The organism is Mycetocola sp. 2940, from assembly GCF_040548835.1.
Lineage (GTDB): Bacteria > Actinomycetota > Actinomycetes > Actinomycetales > Microbacteriaceae > Mycetocola_A.
Genome location: NZ_JBEPSK010000002.1, coordinates 16,415 through 37,608, shown reverse-complemented (window position 1 = coordinate 37,608; position 21,194 = coordinate 16,415). Strand labels below are relative to the sequence as shown.

The 21,194-nt window shown below is 67.7% G+C and carries 19 protein-coding genes; 8 read left to right on the top strand and 11 right to left on the bottom strand.

Translation table 11 applies throughout. From position 1 onward, the window contains the following. Positions 1 to 21: 21 nt before the first annotated feature. From ABIE24_RS02545 to ABIE24_RS02510, 8 genes are all read right to left on the bottom strand, one after another. The gene (locus tag ABIE24_RS02545; RefSeq protein WP_354496505.1) at positions 22 to 816 is read right to left on the bottom strand and encodes an SDR family NAD(P)-dependent oxidoreductase; all 795 of its coding nucleotides are present in this window, start codon (positions 814 to 816) and stop codon (positions 22 to 24) included. Then, entirely contained in the window at positions 813 to 1,631 is an 819-nt protein-coding gene (locus ABIE24_RS02540; RefSeq protein ID WP_354496503.1) for an SDR family NAD(P)-dependent oxidoreductase, read from the bottom strand. The genes ABIE24_RS02545 and ABIE24_RS02540 overlap by 4 nt, the downstream gene beginning before the upstream one ends. Continuing rightward, positions 1,628 to 2,794, bottom strand: a complete 1,167-nt coding sequence (locus ABIE24_RS02535; protein WP_354496502.1) for an ABC transporter substrate-binding protein — start codon at positions 2,792 to 2,794, stop codon at positions 1,628 to 1,630. The genes ABIE24_RS02540 and ABIE24_RS02535 overlap by 4 nt, the downstream gene beginning before the upstream one ends. 70 nt (positions 2,795 to 2,864) lie before the next feature. After that, on the bottom strand, positions 2,865 to 3,584 hold the full coding sequence (locus tag ABIE24_RS02530; RefSeq protein ID WP_502916228.1) for an ABC transporter ATP-binding protein: 720 nt from the start codon (positions 3,582 to 3,584) through the stop codon (positions 2,865 to 2,867). Continuing rightward, positions 3,581 to 4,354 (bottom strand): ABC transporter ATP-binding protein, encoded by a 774-nt coding sequence (locus tag ABIE24_RS02525; RefSeq protein ID WP_354496500.1) that lies wholly within the window; start codon positions 4,352 to 4,354, stop codon positions 3,581 to 3,583. Before ABIE24_RS02525 ends, ABIE24_RS02530 begins: the two co-directional genes overlap by 4 nt. Beyond that, on the bottom strand, positions 4,351 to 5,427 hold the full coding sequence (locus ABIE24_RS02520) for a branched-chain amino acid ABC transporter permease (protein WP_354496498.1): 1,077 nt from the start codon (positions 5,425 to 5,427) through the stop codon (positions 4,351 to 4,353). The genes ABIE24_RS02525 and ABIE24_RS02520 overlap by 4 nt, the downstream gene beginning before the upstream one ends. Further along, on the bottom strand, positions 5,424 to 6,293 hold the full coding sequence (locus tag ABIE24_RS02515) for a branched-chain amino acid ABC transporter permease (protein ID WP_354496496.1): 870 nt from the start codon (positions 6,291 to 6,293) through the stop codon (positions 5,424 to 5,426). Before ABIE24_RS02515 ends, ABIE24_RS02520 begins: the two co-directional genes overlap by 4 nt. Continuing rightward, a complete protein-coding gene (locus tag ABIE24_RS02510) occupies positions 6,290 to 8,017 on the bottom strand; it encodes a nitrilase-related carbon-nitrogen hydrolase (RefSeq protein ID WP_354496494.1) in 1,728 nt (575 codons plus the stop codon). The genes ABIE24_RS02515 and ABIE24_RS02510 overlap by 4 nt, the downstream gene beginning before the upstream one ends. A gap of 421 nt (positions 8,018 to 8,438) precedes the next feature. On the opposite strand from ABIE24_RS02510, the gene leuC reads away from it, so the two are divergent. After that, positions 8,439 to 9,860, top strand: a complete 1,422-nt coding sequence (gene leuC / locus ABIE24_RS02505; RefSeq protein ID WP_354496492.1) for a 3-isopropylmalate dehydratase large subunit — start codon at positions 8,439 to 8,441, stop codon at positions 9,858 to 9,860. A gap of 4 nt (positions 9,861 to 9,864) precedes the next feature. Here the strand turns inward: leuC and ABIE24_RS02500 are convergent, their stop codons facing one another. Further along, a complete protein-coding gene (locus tag ABIE24_RS02500; RefSeq protein ID WP_354496490.1) occupies positions 9,865 to 10,863 on the bottom strand; it encodes a LacI family DNA-binding transcriptional regulator in 999 nt (332 codons plus the stop codon). 112 nt (positions 10,864 to 10,975) lie between these two features. Between ABIE24_RS02500 and hisD the strand changes: the two genes are divergently transcribed. Both hisD and ABIE24_RS02490 read left to right on the top strand, forming a co-directional pair. Continuing rightward, positions 10,976 to 12,301, top strand: coding sequence for a histidinol dehydrogenase (hisD, locus tag ABIE24_RS02495; RefSeq protein ID WP_354496488.1), 1,326 nt, complete (start codon positions 10,976 to 10,978; stop codon positions 12,299 to 12,301). 92 nt (positions 12,302 to 12,393) lie between these two features. After that, complete coding sequence (locus ABIE24_RS02490; RefSeq protein WP_354496486.1) at positions 12,394 to 13,140, top strand: SDR family NAD(P)-dependent oxidoreductase; 747 nt, start codon at positions 12,394 to 12,396, stop codon at positions 13,138 to 13,140. 154 nt (positions 13,141 to 13,294) lie between these two features. Here the strand turns inward: ABIE24_RS02490 and ABIE24_RS02485 are convergent, their stop codons facing one another. Then, positions 13,295 to 14,572, bottom strand: a complete 1,278-nt coding sequence (locus tag ABIE24_RS02485) for a flavin-containing monooxygenase (protein ID WP_354496484.1) — start codon at positions 14,570 to 14,572, stop codon at positions 13,295 to 13,297. Positions 14,573 to 14,719: 147 nt separating this feature from the next. Further along, positions 14,720 to 15,652: a LysR substrate-binding domain-containing protein gene (locus tag ABIE24_RS02480; RefSeq protein WP_354496482.1), complete on the bottom strand. Its 933-nt coding sequence runs from the start codon at positions 15,650 to 15,652 to the stop codon at positions 14,720 to 14,722. Between the two features lie 195 nt (positions 15,653 to 15,847). Here ABIE24_RS02480 and ABIE24_RS02475 point away from each other — a divergent pair, with 195 nt between their 5' ends. Genes ABIE24_RS02475 through ABIE24_RS02455 form a run of 5 tightly spaced genes read left to right on the top strand, consistent with a single transcriptional unit; the run spans position 15,848 to position 21,151 of the window. Further along, the gene (locus ABIE24_RS02475) at positions 15,848 to 16,273 is read left to right on the top strand and encodes a RidA family protein (protein ID WP_354496480.1); all 426 of its coding nucleotides are present in this window, start codon (positions 15,848 to 15,850) and stop codon (positions 16,271 to 16,273) included. Further along, entirely contained in the window at positions 16,270 to 16,944 is a 675-nt protein-coding gene (locus ABIE24_RS02470; protein ID WP_354496478.1) for a DUF1028 domain-containing protein, read from the top strand. Before ABIE24_RS02475 ends, ABIE24_RS02470 begins: the two co-directional genes overlap by 4 nt. Further along, positions 16,944 to 18,143 carry a M20 family metallopeptidase gene (locus ABIE24_RS02465; RefSeq protein WP_354496476.1) on the top strand — a complete coding sequence of 400 codons (1,200 nt, stop codon included), beginning with the start codon at positions 16,944 to 16,946 and terminating at the stop codon, positions 18,141 to 18,143. The genes ABIE24_RS02470 and ABIE24_RS02465 overlap by 1 nt, the downstream gene beginning before the upstream one ends. A 3-nt stretch (positions 18,144 to 18,146) precedes the next feature. Further along, positions 18,147 to 19,634: an aldehyde dehydrogenase gene (locus ABIE24_RS02460; protein ID WP_354496474.1), complete on the top strand. Its 1,488-nt coding sequence runs from the start codon at positions 18,147 to 18,149 to the stop codon at positions 19,632 to 19,634. Continuing rightward, positions 19,631 to 21,151: a GMC family oxidoreductase gene (locus ABIE24_RS02455; RefSeq protein ID WP_354496472.1), complete on the top strand. Its 1,521-nt coding sequence runs from the start codon at positions 19,631 to 19,633 to the stop codon at positions 21,149 to 21,151. Before ABIE24_RS02460 ends, ABIE24_RS02455 begins: the two co-directional genes overlap by 4 nt. Positions 21,152 to 21,194: the final 43 nt, after the last annotated feature.

Genomic DNA, 21,194 nt, shown 5'->3' with positions numbered 1-21,194 from the left:
TCGGCGGAGAGAGGGGAAAGTTCAGGAGTACGAGAGTGTTGCTCTCGGGGTTGTCGGGTCGGCGAATCCGGAGAGCGGCTGACCGGCTACGGAGAGCTGGCCGGCGTCGATCGGCAGGATGTGGCCGGTGATCATCGACGCGTCGGCCGAGAGCAGGAACGCGATCGCTTCGGCGACATCGACCGGGTCGGCCATGGCACGGAGCGGCACGCGCAGGGTGAGGACGTCTTCACCCTGCGTTTCGCGCATGAATTCGGTGAGTGGAGTCCGCACGAGCCCAGGGGCGACCGCATTCACGCGGATGCCGTGTTGCCCGAGTTCGCCGGCCATCGCCCGGGTGAGGGCGATGATGGCGCCTTTCGACGCGTGGTAGTGCGAGCCGAGCCCGGCGACATAGCCGAAGCCGACGGTCGAGGCCACGGTGACGATCGCGCCGCCGTTTCCGGCAGCGACCATGGCCCGGGCCGCACTGCGGCACGCCGTCGCGGTCCCGATCACATTGACGGCCATGGTCTTCGCCCAGGCGTCGTCGCTCGAGTCGAGGAATGGTTCTTTGATCGAGATGCCGGCGCAGGCGACGAGCCCGGTGAGGCCGTCGGCCGCGATCTCGTCTGTCGCTTTCGCGAGCGCTGTTGCGTCGGAGGCGTCGACGGTGGCCCAGTGGCCGCGACGCTCAGCGGGTAGCTCGTTCCACCACTCCGCGGTCTCAGGACCCGACCGGTCGAGAACGGAGACGCGACTGCCGGCATCCGCGAGGAGCTGGGCGGTGGCTGCGCCGATACCGGAGGCTCCTCCGGTGATGAGCACGTGGTTCACGTTCTGCTCCCTGCGTAGTCGGTCGTGAAGTGGGGGATGTCGCGGGTCGAGGGTTCGGACGGCGGAAAGCCCGCGCCCGGCGCGCCGGTCACGGCCATCTGGCCGCCTTCGACCGGGAGGACGTGGCCGGTGGTCAGCGAGGATGCCGGCGACAGCAGCCAGGCGATGGCACCGGCGACTTCGTCCGGCTCGGCGAGCCGGCCGGCCGGCACACGGGCGCCGAGCTTCGCTTCGCCGAGTTCTTCGCGTTCGGTCGCCGACATCGGAGTGCGGACGAGGCCGGGGGCGACGACGTTCACTCGGATACCGTGGCGGGCGAGATCGCCCGCGAATGCCTTGGAGAGGCCGATCACGGCGGCCTTCGAGGCGTGGTAGCCGACGCCGAGGCCGGCGACGTAGCCGAGCCCGGCCGTCGAGGTCAGGGTGACGATGCTTCCGGGGCGTGCGGATCCGACCAGATGCTGCGACACCGCCTGCACGACGGTGAAGGTGCCCGTCAGGTTGATGGCGATGGTGCGTTCGAACTCGTCGGCTGAGATGTCGAGGCTGGATCCGCGGGTGACCACGCCTGCGCAGGTCACGAGGCCGTCGAGCGGGACCTCGGTCGCCGCGACCGCCGACCGGACGGCGGGGCCGTCGGTGACGTCGATCGCGTGCCAGGCGCCCCTCTTCTCAGCGGGAAGCCCGGCCCACCACGACGAGGAGTCCGCCGGGCTCCGGTCGATCACGCTGATCCGGTGACCGGATGCCGCCAGGCGGCGCGCCAGGGATTCTCCGATCCCTGACGCACCACCGGTGATGAGGGTGTGGGTCACTTCGGGTCCACGGTCAGCTGCTCATCGGGGACGTACGTACCGTCTTCGTAGTGACCGATCGTCACACCGAACGACAGGTTGCCGGTCTCGGTGCCTTCGTGCGCTCCACAGATGCCCTCGGACTCGGGCAGCTCGGTCAGGGCCGTCCGGATGGCTTCGGGGTCGGTGCCGGCCTCCTTGATCGCTTCGGCGAGGAGCATCATGCCGTCGTAGGCGATGGCAGCGTATTCGGTCGGCGCTTCGCCGAACTCCTCTTCGTAGGCGGCTGACCAGTCGGCGAGGTCACCCTCGGTCGCTGCGGACGGGATGCACTGGTTGCGGTTGTAGATCGTTTCGAAGCCCTCCTGGTTCAGCTGGGCGTAGGTACCCGGCTGAAGTCCGGCGACGAAGCTCGGAAGCTTCACACCCGCGGTCGCGAGCGCGTTGGCCGCGACGATGTAGTCGGCCTGCTGCCCGTAGATGAAGAGCATCTCGGCGTCGGAGTTGCGAAGGTTGTTCGCCTGCGTTGACAGGTCGACGTCACCCGACTGGAAGATCTCCTCGTCGACGATCTCGAAGTCGAACTCTTCCGCGGCCTCCGTCAGAACTTCGAAGGCACCGGTGCCAAGCTCTCCGCTCTCACGGAGGACGGCGACCTTCGACACCCCGAGGGATTCGACGGCGAACTGCGCCGCAGCCCGCGAGGTGATGGCGTCGCTCGAGGTCATGCTGAACGCCCAGTCGCTCTCAGCGGCGAGCCGGGAGTTGGTGCCACCCATCACGACGGGGATTCCGGCACGGTCAACCTGTGTCATCACGGCGAACCCCTGGGTGCTCACTGGGAAGCCGATCACGGCTACCGGGTTCTCGCCGGTCACGCGGTTGAAGGCGTTGAGGGCCGTCTTGTCGTCGGCTCCGGTGTCTTCGTTGATGAGCTTGATGGTGGCGCCGTCGATTCCGCCGTCTTCGTTGATGGCTTTGGCGGCCATTTCGATGCCGTGCGTCATTGGTTCGCCGAGGACAGCGGACCCGCCTGTCGTGGGCAGGGCAACGGCGATCGTGAGCTCTTCGGGTGCGTCTCCGCCGGCGTCTCCGCTGGCGCCGCCGCCGGAACATCCGGCGAGAACCAGAACGGCCGCAGCCGCGGTGAGCAGCGACGCAGACTTCTTCAGTGCGATGGTCATGGTACGTCCTTACTTGTGAGGGGGTGTTCGGAATGTGCGATGGTGCGGGGTGGGGGACTGTGGGGGAAGCTCAAGAGCCGAGGTAGGCCTTACGGACGTCGGGGTTGTCCATCAGCTCTCCGGCGACGCCTTCTGCGACGATGCGGCCGGTCTCGAGAACGTAGCCTCGGTCGGATGATCCGAGCGCGAGTCGGGCGTTCTGCTCGACGAGGAGAACGGACAGGCCGTTCTCCCTGCTGTAACGGCTGATTAGCCGGACGACCTCGGTCGCGAGCTTGGGCGACAGACCGAGCGAGGGCTCATCGAGGAGCAGCAGGCGCGGTTTGGCGATGATCGCGCGGCCCATCGCCAGCATCTGCTGTTCACCGCCGGACAGCGTCCAGGAGAGGCTGTCCTTGCGCTCGCCGAGTCGGGGGAAGATGTTGTAGATGTCGGCGATCGCTGCCTTCAGCTCCGCCCCGCGCATGCTGCTGGCGACGGAGGCGACGTCGAGGTTCTCGGCGACGGTCAGACCGGGGAACACCCGGCGGCCCTCTGGAACGAGGTTGAGGCCGTTCCGCGCGAGCCAGTCCGTGTTTTTCCCCACGACGTCGGTGCCTTCGAAGACGACGGCGCCCTTGGTCGGCTTGACCAGTCCGACGATGCCTTTCAACGTCGTCGACTTGCCGGCGCCGTTGGCGCCGATCAGGGTGACGACCTCGCCCTGTTCGATGTGCAACGAGATGCCACGGACCGCTGCCGCCGCGCCGTAGCCGAGGACGAGGTCGTGGATTTCCAGGATGGCGGTCATAGTTCTTCCTCACTTGCGCCGAGGTATGCCCGCAGCACTTCCGGGTGCTCGCGAACTTCGGCGGGAGTTCCCTCGGCGATCACGTGCCCGTTGTCGAGGACGGTCACCTGGCTGGCGACGGAGGCGACGAAGTCCATGTTGTGTTCGACGACGAGGATGGACAGGTCGTCCCGGCCGATGCGCTGGACGAGTTCGGCGAGCTGCACGGTCTCTGCGTCGTTCATGCCTGCCGCGGGTTCGTCGAGCAGCAGCACGGTCGGCTTCAGCGCGAGCGCGCGGGCGATCTCGACCAGGCGACGGTGACCGTACGGCAGCGTTCCGGCCGTGCGATTGGCGTCTCGCGCCACGCCGGCGAGTTCGAGAAGTTCGAACGCTTCCTCTCGCATCCGCTTTTCTGCCGCCCGGTACGTCGGCAGCTGGATGACGGCCGAAAGGAAGCCGTACCCGCGGGAGTGGTGCATCGCGACCATGATGTTGTCGAGTACCGTCATGTCGTCGAAGAGCCGCAGGGTCTGGAACGTTCTCGCGATCCCGCGTCGTGCTGCTTTGGCTGAATTCTTGCCGGCCAGTTCTTCGCCGTTGAGTGTGATCGTGCCGCCGTCCCACTGGTCAACCGCTGAGACGCAGTTGATCAGGGTCGACTTGCCGCTCCCGTTCGGTCCGATGAGCGCACGCGTGGTGCCCTGTTCCACTGACAGGTCGACATTGTCGAGGGCGACGACGCCGCCGAACCGGCGGGTGAGCCCGGTCACCGAGATTGCCGCGGTCATGACTCTTCTCCCTTCAGAAGATCGAGCTCGGTCTTCTCCCGTCGACGGCGGATGCCGGTGAGACGGCCGACGTACCGTCCGATGCCGAGGATCACTCCCCAGATGCCGCCGGGAACGAACGCGACCATGATCAGGAGGAGCACACCGTAGAGCAGCAGGTAGTAGTCCTGGATCGGCCGGAGCAGCTCGGGCAGGAAGGTGAGCAGCACGGCGCCGATCACGGCGCCCCAGTGGCTGGTCGCTCCGCCGACGACGACCATGGCGAGAAGCGACACCGAGAGCGCGAGGTTGTACGTTCCCGGGCTGATGTAGGTGGTGAAGCCGGCGTTGAGCGCACCGGCGAGGCCTGCGAATGCCGCCCCGATGACGAAGGCGAGAACCTTCACCGCACTGAGCGAGACGCCCATGGCCGCGGCGGCCACGTCGCTGTCGCGAACCGCCTGCATCGCCCGGCCGTAGGAGGAGTTCTTGACCCGGTGGACGACGAAGATGGCGAGGACGGCGAAGATCCCGATGAAGACGGCCCAGTCAGACACGGTCACGAGCTCGAAACTGCCGAAGAGGGGGGCGGTGATGCCGCTCACGCCGGTCGCTCCGCCGGAGAGCCAGGTCCAGTTGACGAGGATGAGGGCGACGACCTGGCCGAAGCCCAGCGTGGCCAGCGCGAGATAGTGTCCCTTCAACCGGAGTGCGGGGATGCCGAGGGCGAGGCCGACGATCGCGCTCAGGAGAACACCGATCACCATGGCGAGGCCGAAGTCCATCGACAGTTTCGTGACCAGGAGCCCGACCGAGTAACCGCCGATCGCGAAGAACGCGGCCTGTCCGAGGGAGACCTGGCCGCTGAGGCCGAATGTCACGTACAGGCCGACCGTGGCGATCACCATGATCTCGGCGTTGACCGTGACCTGGAGCCAGTAGTTGTTGTCGATGCCGAGCCCCAGGCCGACAGCGAGCACGAGGAGCGCCGGCCAGATCAGCCAGGATGCCACCCGGCTCACTGTGCCGTTGGGCTGCATCCGCGGAGCGGGGGTCAGTGCACGTTCGCTCGATTGCGTGGTCAGATTGCTCACAGCTTTTCACCTACCTTCGCGCCGAAGATTCCCTGCGGCCGGAGCAGCAGGAACCCGATCATCAGCGCGAACGCGAGAAGGTCCTTGCTGTCGGAGCCGATGAACGAACCGCCGAGGTTCTCGACGATGCCGAGGCCGAACGCCGCGACCGCGGCGCCGGGGAGGTTCCCGAATCCGCCGATCACACACGCGGCGAAGGCCTTGAGCGCAATGAGCATGCCGACGTGGACGGTGACGGAGAACATGGGGGCGACCAGGACGCCGGCGGCGCCGGTCAGCGCGGTGCTGATCGCGAAGGCGATGACCACGATCTGCCCCGTCCGGATGCCCATCAGCTGGGCGGTGTCTGCGTCAACCGCGGTCGCCTGCATCTGCCGACCGAGCCGGGTTCGGCTGAGGAGGAGCGTCACGCCGATGATGAGGACGATCGACACCACGAAGATGAACAGCGAGACGGTGCTGACCCGTGAGCCGAGAATGTCGAGCGACACGTTCGGCACGAGCGAGGGCAGCGATCGCGGGTTGGGTCCCCAGATCAGGTGGGCGGCCTGCTGCAGGATGATGCCGACGGCCACCGTCGAGATGATCATCGATGCGTGTGGCGCGTTCCGCAGTGGACGGTAGGTCACCCGCTCCATGAGCACACCGACGACGGCGGCTGCTCCGATGCCGAGCAGCGCTGCCGCGACGAGCGGGACACCGGCGACGGCGGCGACGGACGAGGCGACGAATGCCCCGATCATCACGAACTCGGCCTGGGCGAAGTTGAGGACTCCGGCCACCCGATAGGTCAGCAGGAACGCGACAGCCAGGAGGGCGTAGATGCCTCCGACCGCGAGTCCGCTGACGACGGATTGAATGATCATGAAGTGGAGGCTCCGTTCAGAACGAGCGCGTCATAGAGATGAGGCTGGCGGGTGGCGACCGGGTCGAGGTGGAAACCCTGGACCTTGCTGTGCGAGTCCATCAGGTCGAGTTCGAGGAAGATGTTCTCTTCGAATCCGGTGCGCGACGAGACAGCGGTCGGGTACCGCATCAACGCGACCGGCTGGCCGGGAAGGAACCGGTCGGCGATGACGATCTGGCTGCCGAAGCCGGCCGGGTTGTCGGTGCGCGCACAGGAGATCAGATGGGTGCGGTTTTCCTCCGTGCGTTCGGTGGCCGCCTGCGTGGCCGCTTCGAGGCGGTCCCAGTTGGCCGGGTGTGCAATGACCTCGGCTCCGCGCAATGTGAGGATGCGCGCGACCTCCGGCAGCCAGATCTCGTCGCCGATCATCAGGCCGATTCGTCCGATCGGAGTGTCGGCGACCACCAGGTCGTCGCCCGCGGTCGCCCACAGCCGCTCGGATTCGTTGAGGTGCGCCTTGCGGTAGGTCGAGTGGATGTCGCCGCTGTCGCTCAGGAGGTACGCGGTGGAGAAGTAGCGGTCGCGGTCACGCTCGACGAGGTTGACGACGATCCAGACGCCGTGTTCACCGGCCGCGGCGGTCAGGAGGTCGAGGGCCTGTGCCGACAGCTCGGCTGCCGCCCCCGGATCCGCTTCGATTTCGCCGGGGCGGTGGATGAAAAGCTCCGGGAAGACGCCGAGAGCGGTGCCACGTTTGGCTGCGTATTCGACCTGGGCCACCGCACGGGTGAGCGTCCAGCTGGTCGCGTGGTACCAGGATGTCTGCAGGGTGGCGACGGGGAGCGGCTTTGCCGGGGTGCCGGGCGGCACTGGGCCGTACATCTCGGCGACGCGGAGTCCGTGGATGTCGTCGAGCAGTTCTCCGTACAGGTCGGGCCGGCGAAAGCTGTCGAGGTCACCGATCCCGGCGAGCACCTTCGGGTGGCTGGTCGCCGGCGTGATGTCGGCGACGACCATGCCCTCGTCGGTCTCTCCGGCGTTGGCAAGAATCTGGCCGGTCGGCGAGATGATCTGAGAGCCACCGGTCCACGGGTATCCGTTCGCGGGGCCGCCGACGGTGTTGGCTGCGATGTGCCAGACGTGGTTCTCGATCGCGCGAAGCGGTTCATGCACCCGCATCTCGTCTGGCCCGCGGGAGTTGAGTGAGTTGGTGAGGATCTGCGCTCCCTGGAGGGCGAGGAGCCGCGGCACTTCGGGAACGATGCCGTCGGCGCAGAGCAGCATGCCGATCCGGCCGATCCTCGTGTCGACGACCTCGATCGCTTTGCTCCCCGGCGTGAACAGCGTGTACTCGTAGTCCCAGAACACCGTCTTGTGGTGCACGTGGAGGATGTCACCGGTCGAGTCGATGAGGATCTGGGTGATGTAGACGTCGGGAGCGGTGTCCGCCCGCAGGTCGACGCCGACCGCCGCCATGATGCCGAGCTCGCGCGCGGCTGCCTGGATCCCGGTGACGAAGGGCCCGTCGATGGCCTCACATGCGTCAAAAGCTGCCTCGCGGCTGGTGAAGTCCCGCACCCGGTTCGAGTTCTCAGGAGTGACGAGCAGGTGCGCGCCCTCTGCTTTCGCCTTCGTCATGTAGCCAACGACCAGGTCGAGGTTGGCGGCGACGTCAGCGCCCGAGAAGAACTGCGCTGCGGCGACGCGCACCGTCTCGGCCGGGGCCACGGGGCTGGACTTCATGTCTTCCGCCTTTTTCTCAGATTGTAGAAAAGAGATTCGCTCTGTGTGCGATTGAGGCAACACTAGGCACTTGGATCAGACTGTGTCAAACTTTTCATGCAGCGTCGCCCAGAGTCTGTAATCAGATTGAAACAGCCTCTCCCGACCTCCTTTTTCCTGCTCTCACGTGGAATTTTCCTTCAACTTGGCAGCCCGAACAGCGGCTCTGCGCCGATCTGTTTGCTTGGGGGCGGGGGGAAATTCTCGCGTTTCTAGCAAAAGTTTTACGCCTCTGAAACAAAGAATGCAAACACCGGAAAGAGAGCCGGCAGCAAGCGCGGCGCGGCGCTCTCTTGCGGGTTCATTGCACATTGTGAAAACTGAGTTCTCTATAGTGCAAAGAGGGAGACCCATCCGAGGGCCTGCCGGAAGGGAGTTCCGAATGACGACTGCGCGAACGCTGGCCGAGAAGATCTGGGATGCGCACCGCGTCGGCGAGACGGCCCCTGCGGAGCCGGACCTCCTCTACATCGACCTGCATCTGGTGCATGAAGTGTCGAGCCCGCAGGCGCTCGATGGACTCCGGCAGGCCGGCCTTCCCGTCCGTCGGACCGACCTGACGATCGCCACCGAGGACCACAACACTCCGACCCAGAACATCCTGCGGCCGATCGCCGACCCGGTGAGTCGCGTGCAGATCGAAACTCTCCGGGCCAACTGTGACGAGTTCGGCATCCGCCTCCACTCACTGGGCGACAGCGAACAGGGCATCGTGCACGTCGTCGGCCCACAGCTGGGGCTCACCCAGCCGGGCATCACCGTCGCGTGCGGCGATTCGCACACCTCGACCCATGGAGCATTCGGCGCGCTCGCGTTCGGCATCGGCACGAGCGAGGTGGAACACGTACTGGCCACCCAGACCCTGGCCCTTGCACCGTTCAAGACGATGGCCGTCACCATCGACGGGGATCTGCCCCCGGAGGTGAGCGCCAAAGACATCATCCTCACCGTGATCTCCCGCATCGGAATGACGGGGGCCCAGGGCCACATCGTCGAGTACCGCGGTTCGGCCATCCGCTCCCTGTCGATGGAGGCGCGGATGACGGTGTGCAACATGTCGGCGGAGGCCGGCGCCAGGGCCGGCATCATCGCCCCGGATGACACGACGTTCGAGTACGTGCGTGGTCGCGCCCATGCGCCGGGTGGCTCCGACTGGGCTGAGGCGGAGGCGTACTGGCGGACCCTTCGCACAGACGAGGACGCCGTGTTCGACCGCGAGGTCGTCCTCGATGCCTCCGAACTCTCTCCCTTCGTGACCTGGGGGACGAACCCCGGCCAGGGCGTGCCTCTTGCTGACATCGTCCCCGAACCGTCGTCCTTCCCGACGGCGGACGAGCGCGCGGCTGCGACCCGGTCGCTGGAGTACATGGACCTCACGGCGGGAACACCGATGCGGGAGATTCCAGTGGATGTCGTCTTCATCGGGTCCTGCACGAACTCACGGATCGAAGACCTGCGGGCAGCGGCGGACGTGATGCGCGGACGAACGAAAGCCGACGGCATCCGTGTGATGATCGTTCCCGGGTCGGCCCGCGTGCGGATCGAGGCCGAGGCCGAAGGGCTTCACACGGTGTTCACCGACTTCGGCGCCGATTGGCGGTTCGCGGGCTGCTCGATGTGCCTCGGCATGAACCCCGACCAGCTCGCCCCCGGCGAACGCTGCGCCTCGACCTCGAACCGGAACTTCGAAGGCCGGCAGGGCAAGGGAGCGCGAACCCACCTGGTGTCGCCGGCGGTCGCCGCGGCGACCGCCGTGGTCGGCCGCCTCGCCGCGCCGTCGGACCTGGCTCCGCGCGAGGACTGACCGGTCAGGCGGGCTGGTGCGCCGTCGACCCACGAATGACGAGCCGCGACTCCAGCACGACCTGCTCGGCCGGGGCCGCCGGGTCCTGGATGCGGGCGAGAAGCATCCGGGTCGCAGCGCCCGCCATCCCCGCGATGTCCTGCCGCACGGTGGTGAGGTCGAACGACTCCCACGACGCCATGTCGGTGTCGTCATAGCCGATGATCCAGATGTCGTCGGGCACCGCAGTCCCGGCCGACCGTGCCGCGTCGATGGCGCCGAAGGCGAGGAGGTCGTTGCTGCAGAAGACCGAGTCGACGGCGTCCGACCCATCCAGCGCCCGGGCCATGGCGGCGTAGCCGTTGCGGTGGGTGTACTCACCCTGGAAGATACGGTCGGGACTGAGCGGATGCCCCAGTTCGGCAAGCCGTGTGGCGAAACCGTGCAGCCGCCCCTGGGAGGTCGTGGCGAGGGGCGTGCCCCCGATGAAGGCCGGGCGGGTCCTCCCGTGCCGGACGAGGTAGTCGGCGACAAGCGCTCCGCCGGCGACGTTGTCGCTGCCGACCTGGTCGCAATCGACGCCCGCGAGGGTCCGGTTCACGAGGACGAGTGGGCTCTGCCGTTCGAGCGCGCCGTGCAGTTCGCTGGACGTCTCGGTGACCGTAGTGAAGACGACGCCGTCGACGGAGCCCTGGCGGATGGCGAGAAGCGCGGCGTCGTTCTTGGCGGAATCGGCGACCCACACGGTCATCCGGTACCCGGCCTCGTCGAAGGCGTCGCTGAGGGCGTCGAGGATCTGCGGGTAGAACGGGTTCGTGAGGTCGGCCACGACAACCCCGACGGTGCCGGTCCGGCCGGTCTTCATGGTCTGCGCCGCGAGGTTCGGCTGGTAGCCGACCGCGGCCATCGCCTGCAGCACCCGGGCTCGGGTGGCATCGCTGACCGGCGTGCCGGGCGTCATAACCCGCGACACCGTCGCCTGCGACACGCCCGCCGCGCGCGCGACATCCCGGCTGTTCACCATGTTTCCTCCGCTCCCGAATCTAGCGCCCTTTTTCGCGAAGCGCTTGTTTCCGCCGATGAATACGTATACAGTCCTACCAATCCCCGTTTCAACGTCGAAAGAGAGACCCCCGATGAGCACACCGGCATCCACCCTGGTGAAGGCACGCAGCGCAGAAGGCAACGACACCTCAGGCCGCGCCGACGTCAGCACCATCGTCGAAGGCGTGATCGCCGACATCCGCGAGCGTGGCGACGTCGCCGTTCGTGAATACTCGGAGAAGTTCGACAAGTGGTCGCCTGAGGCGTTCCTGCTCAGCGACGGGGCCATCGCCGAAGTGATGGCCCGTGTTCCCCAGCAGGTGATCGATGACATCCTCTTCGTGCAGGAGCAGGTCCGTACCATGGCGACGCGGCAGCTCGAGTCGCTGGGCGAGTTCGAGATCGAGACCTTTCCCGGCGTGAAGCTCGGGCAGAAGAACATTCCCGTGTCGGCGTCGGCCGCCTATGTGCCCGGTGGGCGCTACCCGCTGCTGGCCTCGGCCCACATGACGATCATCACCGCCAAGGTCGCCGGTGTTCCGCGGGTGGCCGCGGCGACCCCGCCGATCGACGGCGGCATCCCGGATGCCACGGTGGCCGCCATGCACCTCGCCGGCGCTGACGAGATCTACATCCTCGGTGGCGTGCAGGCGATCGCTGCCCTCGCCGTCGGTACCGAGACGATGGACCCGGTGAACCTGCTGGCCGGCCCGGGCAACGCGTTCGTGGCCGAGGCGAAGAAGCAGCTCTTCGGCGAGGTCGGCATCGACCTCTTCGCCGGCCCGACCGAAGTGCTCATCGTTGCTGACGACAAAGCCGACCCGTTCATCGTCGCTGTCGACCTGCTCTCGCAGGCCGAGCACGGCCCGGACTCCCCCGCCGTGCTCATCACCACCTCCGACGAGCTTGCGCATGCCGTTCTCGACCACATCGAGCGCATCCTCCCCGACATGCCGACCCGCGACTTCGCGGAACCGGCCTGGCGCAACTTCGGCGAGATCCACGTCGTCGACAGCCTCGACGATGCGTACGTGCTCGCGGACGAGTACGCGTTCGAGCATGTACAGATCCTCACCGAGAACCCGCGCGAGGCGCTTGAGAAGATGCACCACTACGGTGCACTGTTCCTCGGTGAAGGCACCTGCGTCTCCTACGGCGACAAGACCATCGGTACCAACCATGTGCTGCCGACGCGGGGCGCGGCCCGGTACACCGGAGGACTGTGGGTGGGCAAATACCTGCGCACCGTCACCTACCAGGAGGTCACGAACACCGAGTCGAGCGCCATGCTCGGCGAAGTGACCGGTCGTGCCGCGCGCGTCGAACGCTTCGAAGGGCACGCCCGCTCCGGCGACGTGCGTGTGGCCAAGTACCGCGGCGCCAGCTTCGACTGGATCCCCGCCAACGCGACCGTCTGAGCCCGAAAGCAAAAAGGGGCAGGGCGCATCCGTCGCTAACGTTGGACCATCAGCGACCGGATGCGCCTTCGCACTCGTCAGGAAAGGACCCCATGCTTGACTTTCGACTCGACGGCCACACGGCGCTCGTCACCGGGGCCGGGCGCGGCCTCGGTCTGGCCATCGCCGACGGTTTGCAGGAGCTGGGGGCCACGGTCTACGGAACCGCGCGGGATGCGACGAACGCCGCGACCGTTGCCGAGCGCTACGGCACGACGGCGGTGACGCTCGACGTCACCGATGTACGATCGGTCCGCCGGGCGGTCGATGCGTTGTTCGAGTCGGGTGTCGAGATCGACCTTCTGGTGAACAACGCCGGAATCAACGCGCCAGGGCCCGCGCTCGACCTCGAGCCCGAGGCCTGGGACTCGGTTTACGCCGCCAATGTGCGCGGTCTCTTCTTCACCTCGCAGGCGGTTGCGCGACAGTGGGTCGCCAGTGGCATCCGCGGGTCGATCGTCAACATCGGATCGCAGGCCGGGAGCGTCGCCATCGAAGAGCGTGCCGCGTATGGTTCGAGCAAGGCTGCCGTTGCGCAGCTGACCAGGAACCTGGCGCTCGAGTGGGCTGCGGCCGGCATCCGGGTGAATACTGTGGCGCCGACCTTTGTGCGCACCGAGTTGACGGCGTCCACGCTGGCTCGGGGCGAGTGGGCTGCTGAGCTGCAGTCCCGGATTCCGCTCGGGCGCTTCGGGGAACCGTCGGAGGTCGTGGGTGGAGTTGCCTATCTCCTCGGCGGCGCGGCGTCTCTCGTCACGGGGCACACCTTGGCGATCGACGGCGGCTATACGATCCGCTGAGGGCCCCGCCCCACCGCTGACCGGGCTCGTCACAATCGAGGCCAGGTCATCCGTTCCGGACGAAAACACCCGGCGCGCCGGATGACCTCGACCGAAACGGATGACCTGGCGGCTCAGGGGGCGAGCGCAGCGGGGGCGACCGGCGGCGCGCGCGTCAGACGGAAGCGGTCCCGACGAGGTTGGCCGCCTCGTGGTGGGCGCGATAGCCGCGCTGGATCTCGATCTGGTCGGCCACGTACTTGGCGTCGTGCCAGACACCCCAGATGAAGCTCGACCCGCGGCGTGACTGCCAGGGCAGCCCGAGGAAGTACACGCCCGGCTCCGTCGAGACCCCGCGCTGGTGCCGCGGCCTGCCCCGTTCGTCGAAGGCGTCGATCTCGAGCCAGCTGTAATCGACGGCGTAGCCCGTCGCCCACACGACGGATGCCACGCCGGCGTCGGCGAGGTCCAGCTCGAGGATCGGGTTGATCACGCTGTCCGGGTCCGGCCGCTGACGACGGGCTTCAGGCTCTTCGGGAAGATCGAGCCCGTTGCGCTCGACGTAGGCATCGGCTTCGTCGAGCACACCCAGGTAGTTGGCGTCGCCGTTGGCGATGTTGGCCCGGAGGTCCTGGCCGAAGTGCACGGTCCCGCCGTCGAACGACTGGGTCCGGCCGACGAGCGTGATCCCGTCCTCGGCGAGTTCCCGGAAGTCGACGGTGTGGCCGCCGTTCGCTCCGCTGACAGCGATCGTGACGTGCTCCGCGCCCAGAGGAGGCGTCGAGGCATCCCACTTGCCGAGAACTCCGAGCCACCAGACGAAGTCGTGCCCGCGGTAGCTGCGCGGCGGGCGGTCATGAGGCCCGACGGAGAGGTAGACCTGCCGCCCCGAGCGCTGGATCTCGGCAGCGATCTGAACGCCGGAGGATCCGGCACCGACGACCAGGACGGCGCCCTCGGGCAGCTGCTGCGGGTTGCGGTATGAATTCGAGTGGATCTGGACGAGCTCGGCGCTCTGCGGCACGACGGCAGGAAGAACGGGCCGCTGGAACGGGCCGGTTGCAGCCACCACGTACTGGGCGTCGAGATCGCCGTCGGATGTTTCCACGCGGAAGCCGCTGCCACCGACGTTCCGGCGCACGGCGGTCACCTCGACACCGCACCGGATCGGGGCTCCGATCTTCTCGGCGTAGGCGACGAAGTAGTCGGCAACCTGTTCCTTGGAGGCGAAAGCACCGGGTTCGAGGTCGGGAAACTCGAGGCCCGGAAAACGGTCGTGCCAGACCGGCCCGTTCGCGACCAGCGAGTCCCACCGCTCCGAACGCCACCGTTCGGCGATGCGGTGTCGCTCCAGGACGAGGTGCGGGATGCCGCGTTCGGTCAGGTGCTCGCTCAGCGCGACCCCGGCCTGGCCGGCCCCGACGACGACGACCTCGATCTTCTGGCCTGACATGCAACCTCCTGGTACTGGGCAAACTGCCGTGGTTATTTCCCCATCTCAGCAGGACGATCTGCATCTGCCTAACGAATAAAAATGCTGAACCACATCACTTTTCGAAATGTAAAAGCTGTGTTTCGGCATGGTTTCCGTTGGCCTGTTTTAGACGGCGACCGTCGCAGGAGGAACCGGCGCCTGCACGGCACGGCGGCACTGGTCGGCGAAGACGCGGGCGCGTTTACCGACGGCGGCATCGGCGCTGGCGAGCACGATGTCGAGGCCGGGCACGGTGTCGGTTACGCGCAACGTGTGGATCATCCGCCCGTCGTAGGTGTAGTCCAGCGCCGGTTTCTGGTGGAGCAGCGTGAAGCCGTGGTTGCGCGCGACCATCGCGCGCACGGACTCGAAACTCGCGAACCGGTGACCGACGACCGGGGTCAGGCCGAGTTCGAGGAACGCGTTGAGAAAGTAGTCCCGGCTGATGGGCATGTCGAGCAGCACCATGGGTTCGTCGACGAGTTCGGCGAGGCTGATCTCGGAGCGGGATGCCAACGGGTGGCTGGCAGCAACGGCCGCGTACAGCGGCACCGTCGCCAGTGTCTCGACGTGCAGGGACGGGTCGAGCCCGATGTTGTAGGTCAGCGCGACCTCGATCGCGTGGTTCAGGATCGCCTCATTGATGCCATCGGCTCCGAGGTCCCGGATGCGCAGTTGCAGGTCCGGGTATTCCTTCGCTGTGCTCTCCAGGATCTCCGGCAGGTAGAACGGCGCGAGGGTCGAATAGCAGGCCGCCTCCAGGTTGCCTGAGATCGACTCGGGCCGGAGCGCGTCCACCGCGTCCTCCACCGAGTTCAGGATGCTGCGCGCTCGCACGAGAAGCTCCGAGCCGCTTGCCGTCAGCAGGAGCCCTTTGGCGCGCCGGCGGACGAACAGCCGCGTCCCGAGGCTGTCCTCGAGGTTGCCGATCGATGTCGACACCGCCGACTGTGCAACATAGAGGGAGGCGGCCGCCAGGGTCATGCTCCCGTGCTCGGCCGCAGCGATGAAGTAGGACAGCTGCGTGAGCGACAGGTCGCGTGCGGCGGAGGGGCGCATATTGCGGCCAATCGTTCGGGATCTGGTCCGTCGAGTATCGCCCGATGTTGTTACTAATAGATTTCTGTGTCGTTGCTGACCGATTGCATCTGCAAAATCGATGCAGATGGGCGCAGGAGGCTATTTGCATCCCATGCCCGGATGCGCGAAAACTGGTCGTGGCGGCATCAGCCCGTCGGAAAGAAGGCTGTCGAGATGACGACCCACACGCGCATCCGTCCGTTCAACACCAAAGAGACGTATCCCGAGCAGAATCTCGACAACGATCTCTGCCAGGCAGTTGTCGCCGGCGGTGTCGTCTACCTCCGTGGACAGATCGCGCAGGACCTCGACACGCGTGAAAGCGTCGGCATCGGCGACATTGAAGCCCAGGCCGAGAAGGCGATGGCCAACATCGACATGCTGCTGCGGGAGGCAGGCGGATCCCTCGAGCACATCGTCAAGGTCGTGGTGTACCTCACGGACATCCGCTTCCGCGAGCCTGTCTACACGGTGATGGGGCGCTGGCTGAAGGGCGTCTACCCTGTCTCCACCGGCCTCGTCGTGTCGGCCCTCGCCCGGCCGGAATGGCTCGTCGAGATCGACGCGACCGCTGTCCTCACCGAACCGAGCGGCGCGTGACCTTCTCCCTGGCCGCCCGTGACCCGGCCACGGGCGCGTTCGGCATGGTCATCAGCTCGTCCAGCCCCGCTGTCGCGTCGCGGTGCCTGAACCTGCGCGCGGGCGTCGGCGTGGCGGCATCCCAGAACGTCACCAACCCGGCACTTGGGCCCCTCCTGCTCGACGGACTCGAGGCGGGGGCGGATGCCGACAGCGCGATCGCAGCAGCCGTGGCGGCTGACCCGTTCAGCGACTACCGCCAGCTCACCGTCGTGGATGCCGAGGGCCGCGTCGCCATGCATTCCGGCACCCAGGCGCTCGGCATCTTCGGGGTGGCCGTGGGCGACCATGCGGTTGCCGCGGGCAACATGCTCTCCGGCTTGGACGTGCTCGACGCGATGGTCGGCGGCTACGCCTCCAGCGGTGCGGAAGCCTTCGAGGAACGCCTGCTGGCCGGCTTCCTCTCCGCGATCGAGGCGGGCGGCGAGGCCGGCCCCGTGCGATCCGCCGGCCTCGCCGTCGTCGAGGACGCATCCTGGCGGGTGACCGACCTGCGCGTGGACGACTCCGACGACCCGGCCGGCGAACTCACCCGGCTGCTCGCGTTGTGGCTCCCGCAGAAGAACGACTACCTGGTGCGGGCCCTGCGCCCGGGGAACGCGCCCTCCTACGGCGTCCCCGGAGACGAGTGATGCCCGCGCCCGCCGAGCTCAAAGCGCGACTGCGAGCATCGGTCGAGGACTCGGCCGACAGCATCCTCGCCGTGAGCCACCGCCTGCATGCCGACCCCGAGCTCGGCTGGCAAGAGGTGCGATCGGTCGCTCTGCTGACCGCGCAGCTCGACGCGCTCGGCTTCACCATCGACCGCGATGTGGCCGGGCTGCCGACGGCGTTCGTCGCCAGCCGGGGCTCCGGCCCGGTCGTCGTGGGCCTGATCGCCGAGTATGACGCTCTCGCGGGGATCGGCCACGCCTGCGGGCACAACATCATCGCCGCGGCGACGATCGGCGCAGCGGCGGCTCTCGCTCCCCACGCCGACGAGCTCGGCATCACCCTCCAGGTGATCGGCACGCCGGCCGAAGAGGGCGGCGGAGGCAAGATCTATCTGCTCGACGCCGGGGTCTTCGATCGTCTGGATCTGGCCATGATGATCCACCCCGGACCGGTCGACTCGGTGATGGCGCGGCCGCGTGCCGTCGCCCACTTCGACGTCGAATACACCGGCAAGGCGTCCCACGCGGGCGCGTACCCGCACCTCGGCCGCAACGCGGCGGATGCTTTCACCGTCGCGCAGGTGGGAATCGGGCTGCTCCGCCAGCAGCTGCCCGACAGCGTGCGCGTGCACGGAATCGTGACCGAGGCCGGCACCGCTCCGAACGCGATCCCCGAGACGGCGAAGGGCAGCTGGTACGTCCGGGCTGATTCCCTCGAGCAACTCGATGGCATCTTCGACCGGGTGTCCGCATGCTTCGCGGCAGGCGCCCTCGCCACAGGATGCGAATGGGAGCTTCGGGAGACCAGCCCCCGCTACGCCGAATTCCGCAACGACGTCGCACTTGCGAACCTGTTCACGGCCAACGCGGCCGCGCTCGGCCGCGACATGGACCCCGACGAACTCCTGCCCGGCGGCATGAACACCGCCTCGACCGACCTCGGGAACGTGTCCCAGCGGGTGCGGGCGATCCACCCCTACCTCGGCATCGGCTCGCTGCCCGCCGTGAACCACCAGGCGGAGTTCGCCGCGGCGAGCGTCACGGCGACCGCCGACCGGGCGGTCCTCGACGGCGCCATCCTGCTGGCGCAGACGATCGTCGACGCCGTGACAACCGAGAGTTTTCCCCGTGAGGCCGACCCGCAAACAGCCGGCGACCTCACCGACCCCAAGGAGTGAACCGTGCGTTCTCACGCAGAATGGCAGTCCCTCGCGGCAGGCGTCCGCCCCCGAACCCAGCTCTTCATCGACGGCTCGAGCGTCGCGGCGGCCGACGGTGAGGCGTTCGAGACGATCAACCCGTCGACGGGCCTCGTGCTGGCATCCGTCGCCCGCGGAAAGTCCGAAGACGTCGACCGCGCCGTGCGCGCCGCCCGTCGCGCGTTCGACGCCGGCTCCTGGTCACGTGCGGCTCCGACACACCGCAAGACCGTGCTGCTGCGGCTAGCCGACCTGATCCGCACCCACGCCGACGAGCTGTCGCTGCTCGACACCCTCGACGGCGGAAAGCTGATCAGCGACACGTCGACGATCGACATCCCGGGGAGCGCCGGGATTCTGCAGTGGTACGCCGAGGCGATCGACAAGCTGTACGGCGAGGTCGCCCCGACGGGCCCCGGCGACCTCGCGATCGTGACCCGCGAAGCACTCGGGGTCGTCGGTGCGGTCGTGCCGTGGAACTACCCGCTCGAGATGGCGATCTGGAAGCTGGCCCCTGCGCTCGCGGCAGGCAACAGCGTCGTCCTCAAGCCGGCGGAGGAGTCGCCGCTCTCGGCGCTCCGTCTCGCCGAACTCGCCGCCGAAGCCGGGCTGCCCGACGGCGTCCTCAACGTCGTGTCGGGGCTCGGCCCCGAAGCGGGTCGCGCCATCGGCGAGCACCCCGACGTCGATTCCGTGGTCTTCACCGGGTCGACCGCCGTGGGCAAGATGTTCCTCGGCTACGCGGCGACCTCGAACATGAAACAGGTCTGGCTCGAGTGCGGCGGCAAGTCCTCGAACCTCGTCTTCGACGACGTCGAGGACCTCGATGCGGCCGCCGACAAGGCGATCGCCGGGATCTTCTCCTGCGCGGGGCAGGTCTGCTCGGCGAACTCGCGCCTGCTCGTGCAGTCCGGCATCGCCGACGAGTTCCTGCAGCGCGTCGCCGACCGGGCCGCGGGCATCCGCGTGGGTGACCCGCTCGACCCGGCCAGCGAGATGGGTCCGATCGTCAGCTCGGCGCAGCTCGACCGGGTGCTCGGCTACATCGCGACCGGGAACAGCGAGGCCACGCTGACCTCCGGCGGGCAGCGCCTGCACGCCGAGACCGGCGGGTACTTCGTGCAGCCGACCGTCTTCTCCGGCGTCGCGCCCGGATCCACGCTGGCCCGCGAAGAGGTCTTCGGCCCACTCCTCGCCGTCAGCACCTTCGACACCGAAGCGGATGCCATCGCGATGGCCAACGCCACCGAGTACGGCCTCGCCGCATCGGTGTTCACCGACAACATCCGTCGGGCCCACCGCGTCTCGCGAGCGCTCCACGCCGGAACCGTCTCGGTCAACACCGTCGACGCGCTCGACGTGACGACCCCGTTCGGCGGCGTCAAGCAGTCGGGCTACGGACGCGACCTGTCGCTGCACGCGCTCGACAAGTTCACCTCGCTCAAGACGACCTGGTTCGCGAACTCGTGACCGGCGACGTCGACTACCTCGTCATCGGCGGGGGAACCGCCGGCTGCATCGTCGCCGCGCGGCTGAGCGAGGATCCGTCGGTTACCGTCGCCCTGGTCGAGGCCGGCCCGAGCGATGCCGACGAACCGCGCGCCCACTCGATCCGGCGCTGGGACGAGATGCTCGAGGGCGAATACGACCTCGACTACCGCAGCGTCGAGCAGCCCCGCGGCAACTCCTTCATCCGGATGGCGCGGATGCGGATCCTCGGCGGATGCTCCACCGCCAACACCATGATCACCTGGCGTCCGCTCCGCGGCGACATGGACGAGTGGCAGTCGCTCGGCGTGACCGGGTGGGACTACGACACCATGTCGGCCTACTACGACCGCCTCGAGACGCCGATCACCCCGGTGGCCCCGCAGGACCGCAACCCGTACCTGCAGACCGTGATCGACTCGGCGGCCGCTGCCCTCGACATTCCGGTGCGCGAGTCGTGGAACGACGCCGAGTTCCTCACCGGCGCCGGCTACTTCGAGATCGGCTACGAACCGGAGACGAACGCGCGGTCGTCGACGTCCCGGGTCTACATCCGCTCCGGCGCCGAGAACCGGGCGAACCTCGACCTCGTCCTCGACGTGCTGGTCGAGCGGATCCTCCTCGACAACGGCCGCGCCGGCGGCGCCGTGCTCCGTGAGAAGGACGGCAGCCTCCGCGAGCTCCGCGCCCGCCGCGAAGTGATCGTCTGCTGCGGCGCGATCGACTCCCCTGCCCTGCTCATGCGGTCGGGCATCGGCCCGGCGGCCGTGCTCGAAGCAGCCGGCGTCCCGGTCACCGTCGACCTCCCGGGTGTCGGCGAGAACCTGCAGGACCACGCCGAAGGACTTGTCATCTGGGAGGCCCGCGGCGAGCGCCCGACCGTGAGCGCCACCGGGTGGGATGCCGGTTACGTCACCACCATCGATCCAGACAGCACCATGCCCGACGTGTCGACGCACATCCCGCTCGAGACCTGGGGCGTGCACGCGGAACGCCGCGGCGTGGAGCTGCCGGCGAACACCGTCTCCCTGGTGCCGAACGTGGCGAAGCCCCGCAGCCGCGGGCGCGTGTGGATCACGTCGCCGGCATCCGACGCTCCGCCGTCGATCGACTACGGGTACTTCACCGATCCTGAGGGCCACGACGAGCGGATGCTCATCGCCGGCGCCCGCAACGCACGTCTCGTCGCGCAGCAGGAGCCGTTCGCGTCGCAGCTCGTGCGCGAGGTGTTTCCCGGGCCCGAGGTGCAGTCGGACGAGGAGCTCTCCGAGGCGCTGCGGGCGACGCACCAGACGGTGTACCACGTGTCCTGCACCTGCAAGATGGGTGCCGACGACGATCCGCTGGCCGTGCTCGACTCGGAGCTGCGGGTGCGCGGTGTGGACGGCCTCCGGGTCGTCGACGCGTCCGTCTTCCCGACGATTTCGGCGCTGAACCCGGTCGGCCTCATCATGGCGATTGCGGAGCGCGCGGCGGACCTCATAGCGGCGGACCGCTGACCCACCCCGCTGGCTCGACCAAACCCCGCTGGCTGGAGCGAAG

What these genes read in the sequence shown, in the direction of transcription:
- ABIE24_RS02490 (WP_354496486.1), top strand. Translation starts at nt 12,394, where the DNA reads ATGCTTGACTTTCGACTCGACGGCCACACGGCGCTCGTCACCGGGGCC.
- ABIE24_RS02510 (WP_354496494.1), bottom strand. Translation starts at nt 8,017, where the DNA reads ATGAAGTCCAGCCCCGTGGCCCCGGCCGAGACGGTGCGCGTCGCCGCA.
- leuC (WP_354496492.1), top strand. Translation starts at nt 8,439, where the DNA reads ATGACGACTGCGCGAACGCTGGCCGAGAAGATCTGGGATGCGCACCGC.
- ABIE24_RS02515 (WP_354496496.1), bottom strand. Translation starts at nt 6,293, where the DNA reads ATGATCATTCAATCCGTCGTCAGCGGACTCGCGGTCGGAGGCATCTAC.
- hisD (WP_354496488.1), top strand. Translation starts at nt 10,976, where the DNA reads ATGAGCACACCGGCATCCACCCTGGTGAAGGCACGCAGCGCAGAAGGC.
- ABIE24_RS02465 (WP_354496476.1), top strand. Translation starts at nt 16,944, where the DNA reads ATGCCCGCGCCCGCCGAGCTCAAAGCGCGACTGCGAGCATCGGTCGAG.
- ABIE24_RS02530 (WP_502916228.1), bottom strand. Translation starts at nt 3,584, where the DNA reads ATGACCGCCATCCTGGAAATCCACGACCTCGTCCTCGGCTACGGCGCG.
- ABIE24_RS02480 (WP_354496482.1), bottom strand. Translation starts at nt 15,652, where the DNA reads ATGCGCCCCTCCGCCGCACGCGACCTGTCGCTCACGCAGCTGTCCTAC.
- ABIE24_RS02475 (WP_354496480.1), top strand. Translation starts at nt 15,848, where the DNA reads ATGACGACCCACACGCGCATCCGTCCGTTCAACACCAAAGAGACGTAT.
- ABIE24_RS02535 (WP_354496502.1), bottom strand. Translation starts at nt 2,794, where the DNA reads ATGACCATCGCACTGAAGAAGTCTGCGTCGCTGCTCACCGCGGCTGCG.
- ABIE24_RS02525 (WP_354496500.1), bottom strand. Translation starts at nt 4,354, where the DNA reads ATGACCGCGGCAATCTCGGTGACCGGGCTCACCCGCCGGTTCGGCGGC.
- ABIE24_RS02485 (WP_354496484.1), bottom strand. Translation starts at nt 14,572, where the DNA reads ATGTCAGGCCAGAAGATCGAGGTCGTCGTCGTCGGGGCCGGCCAGGCC.
- ABIE24_RS02500 (WP_354496490.1), bottom strand. Translation starts at nt 10,863, where the DNA reads ATGGTGAACAGCCGGGATGTCGCGCGCGCGGCGGGCGTGTCGCAGGCG.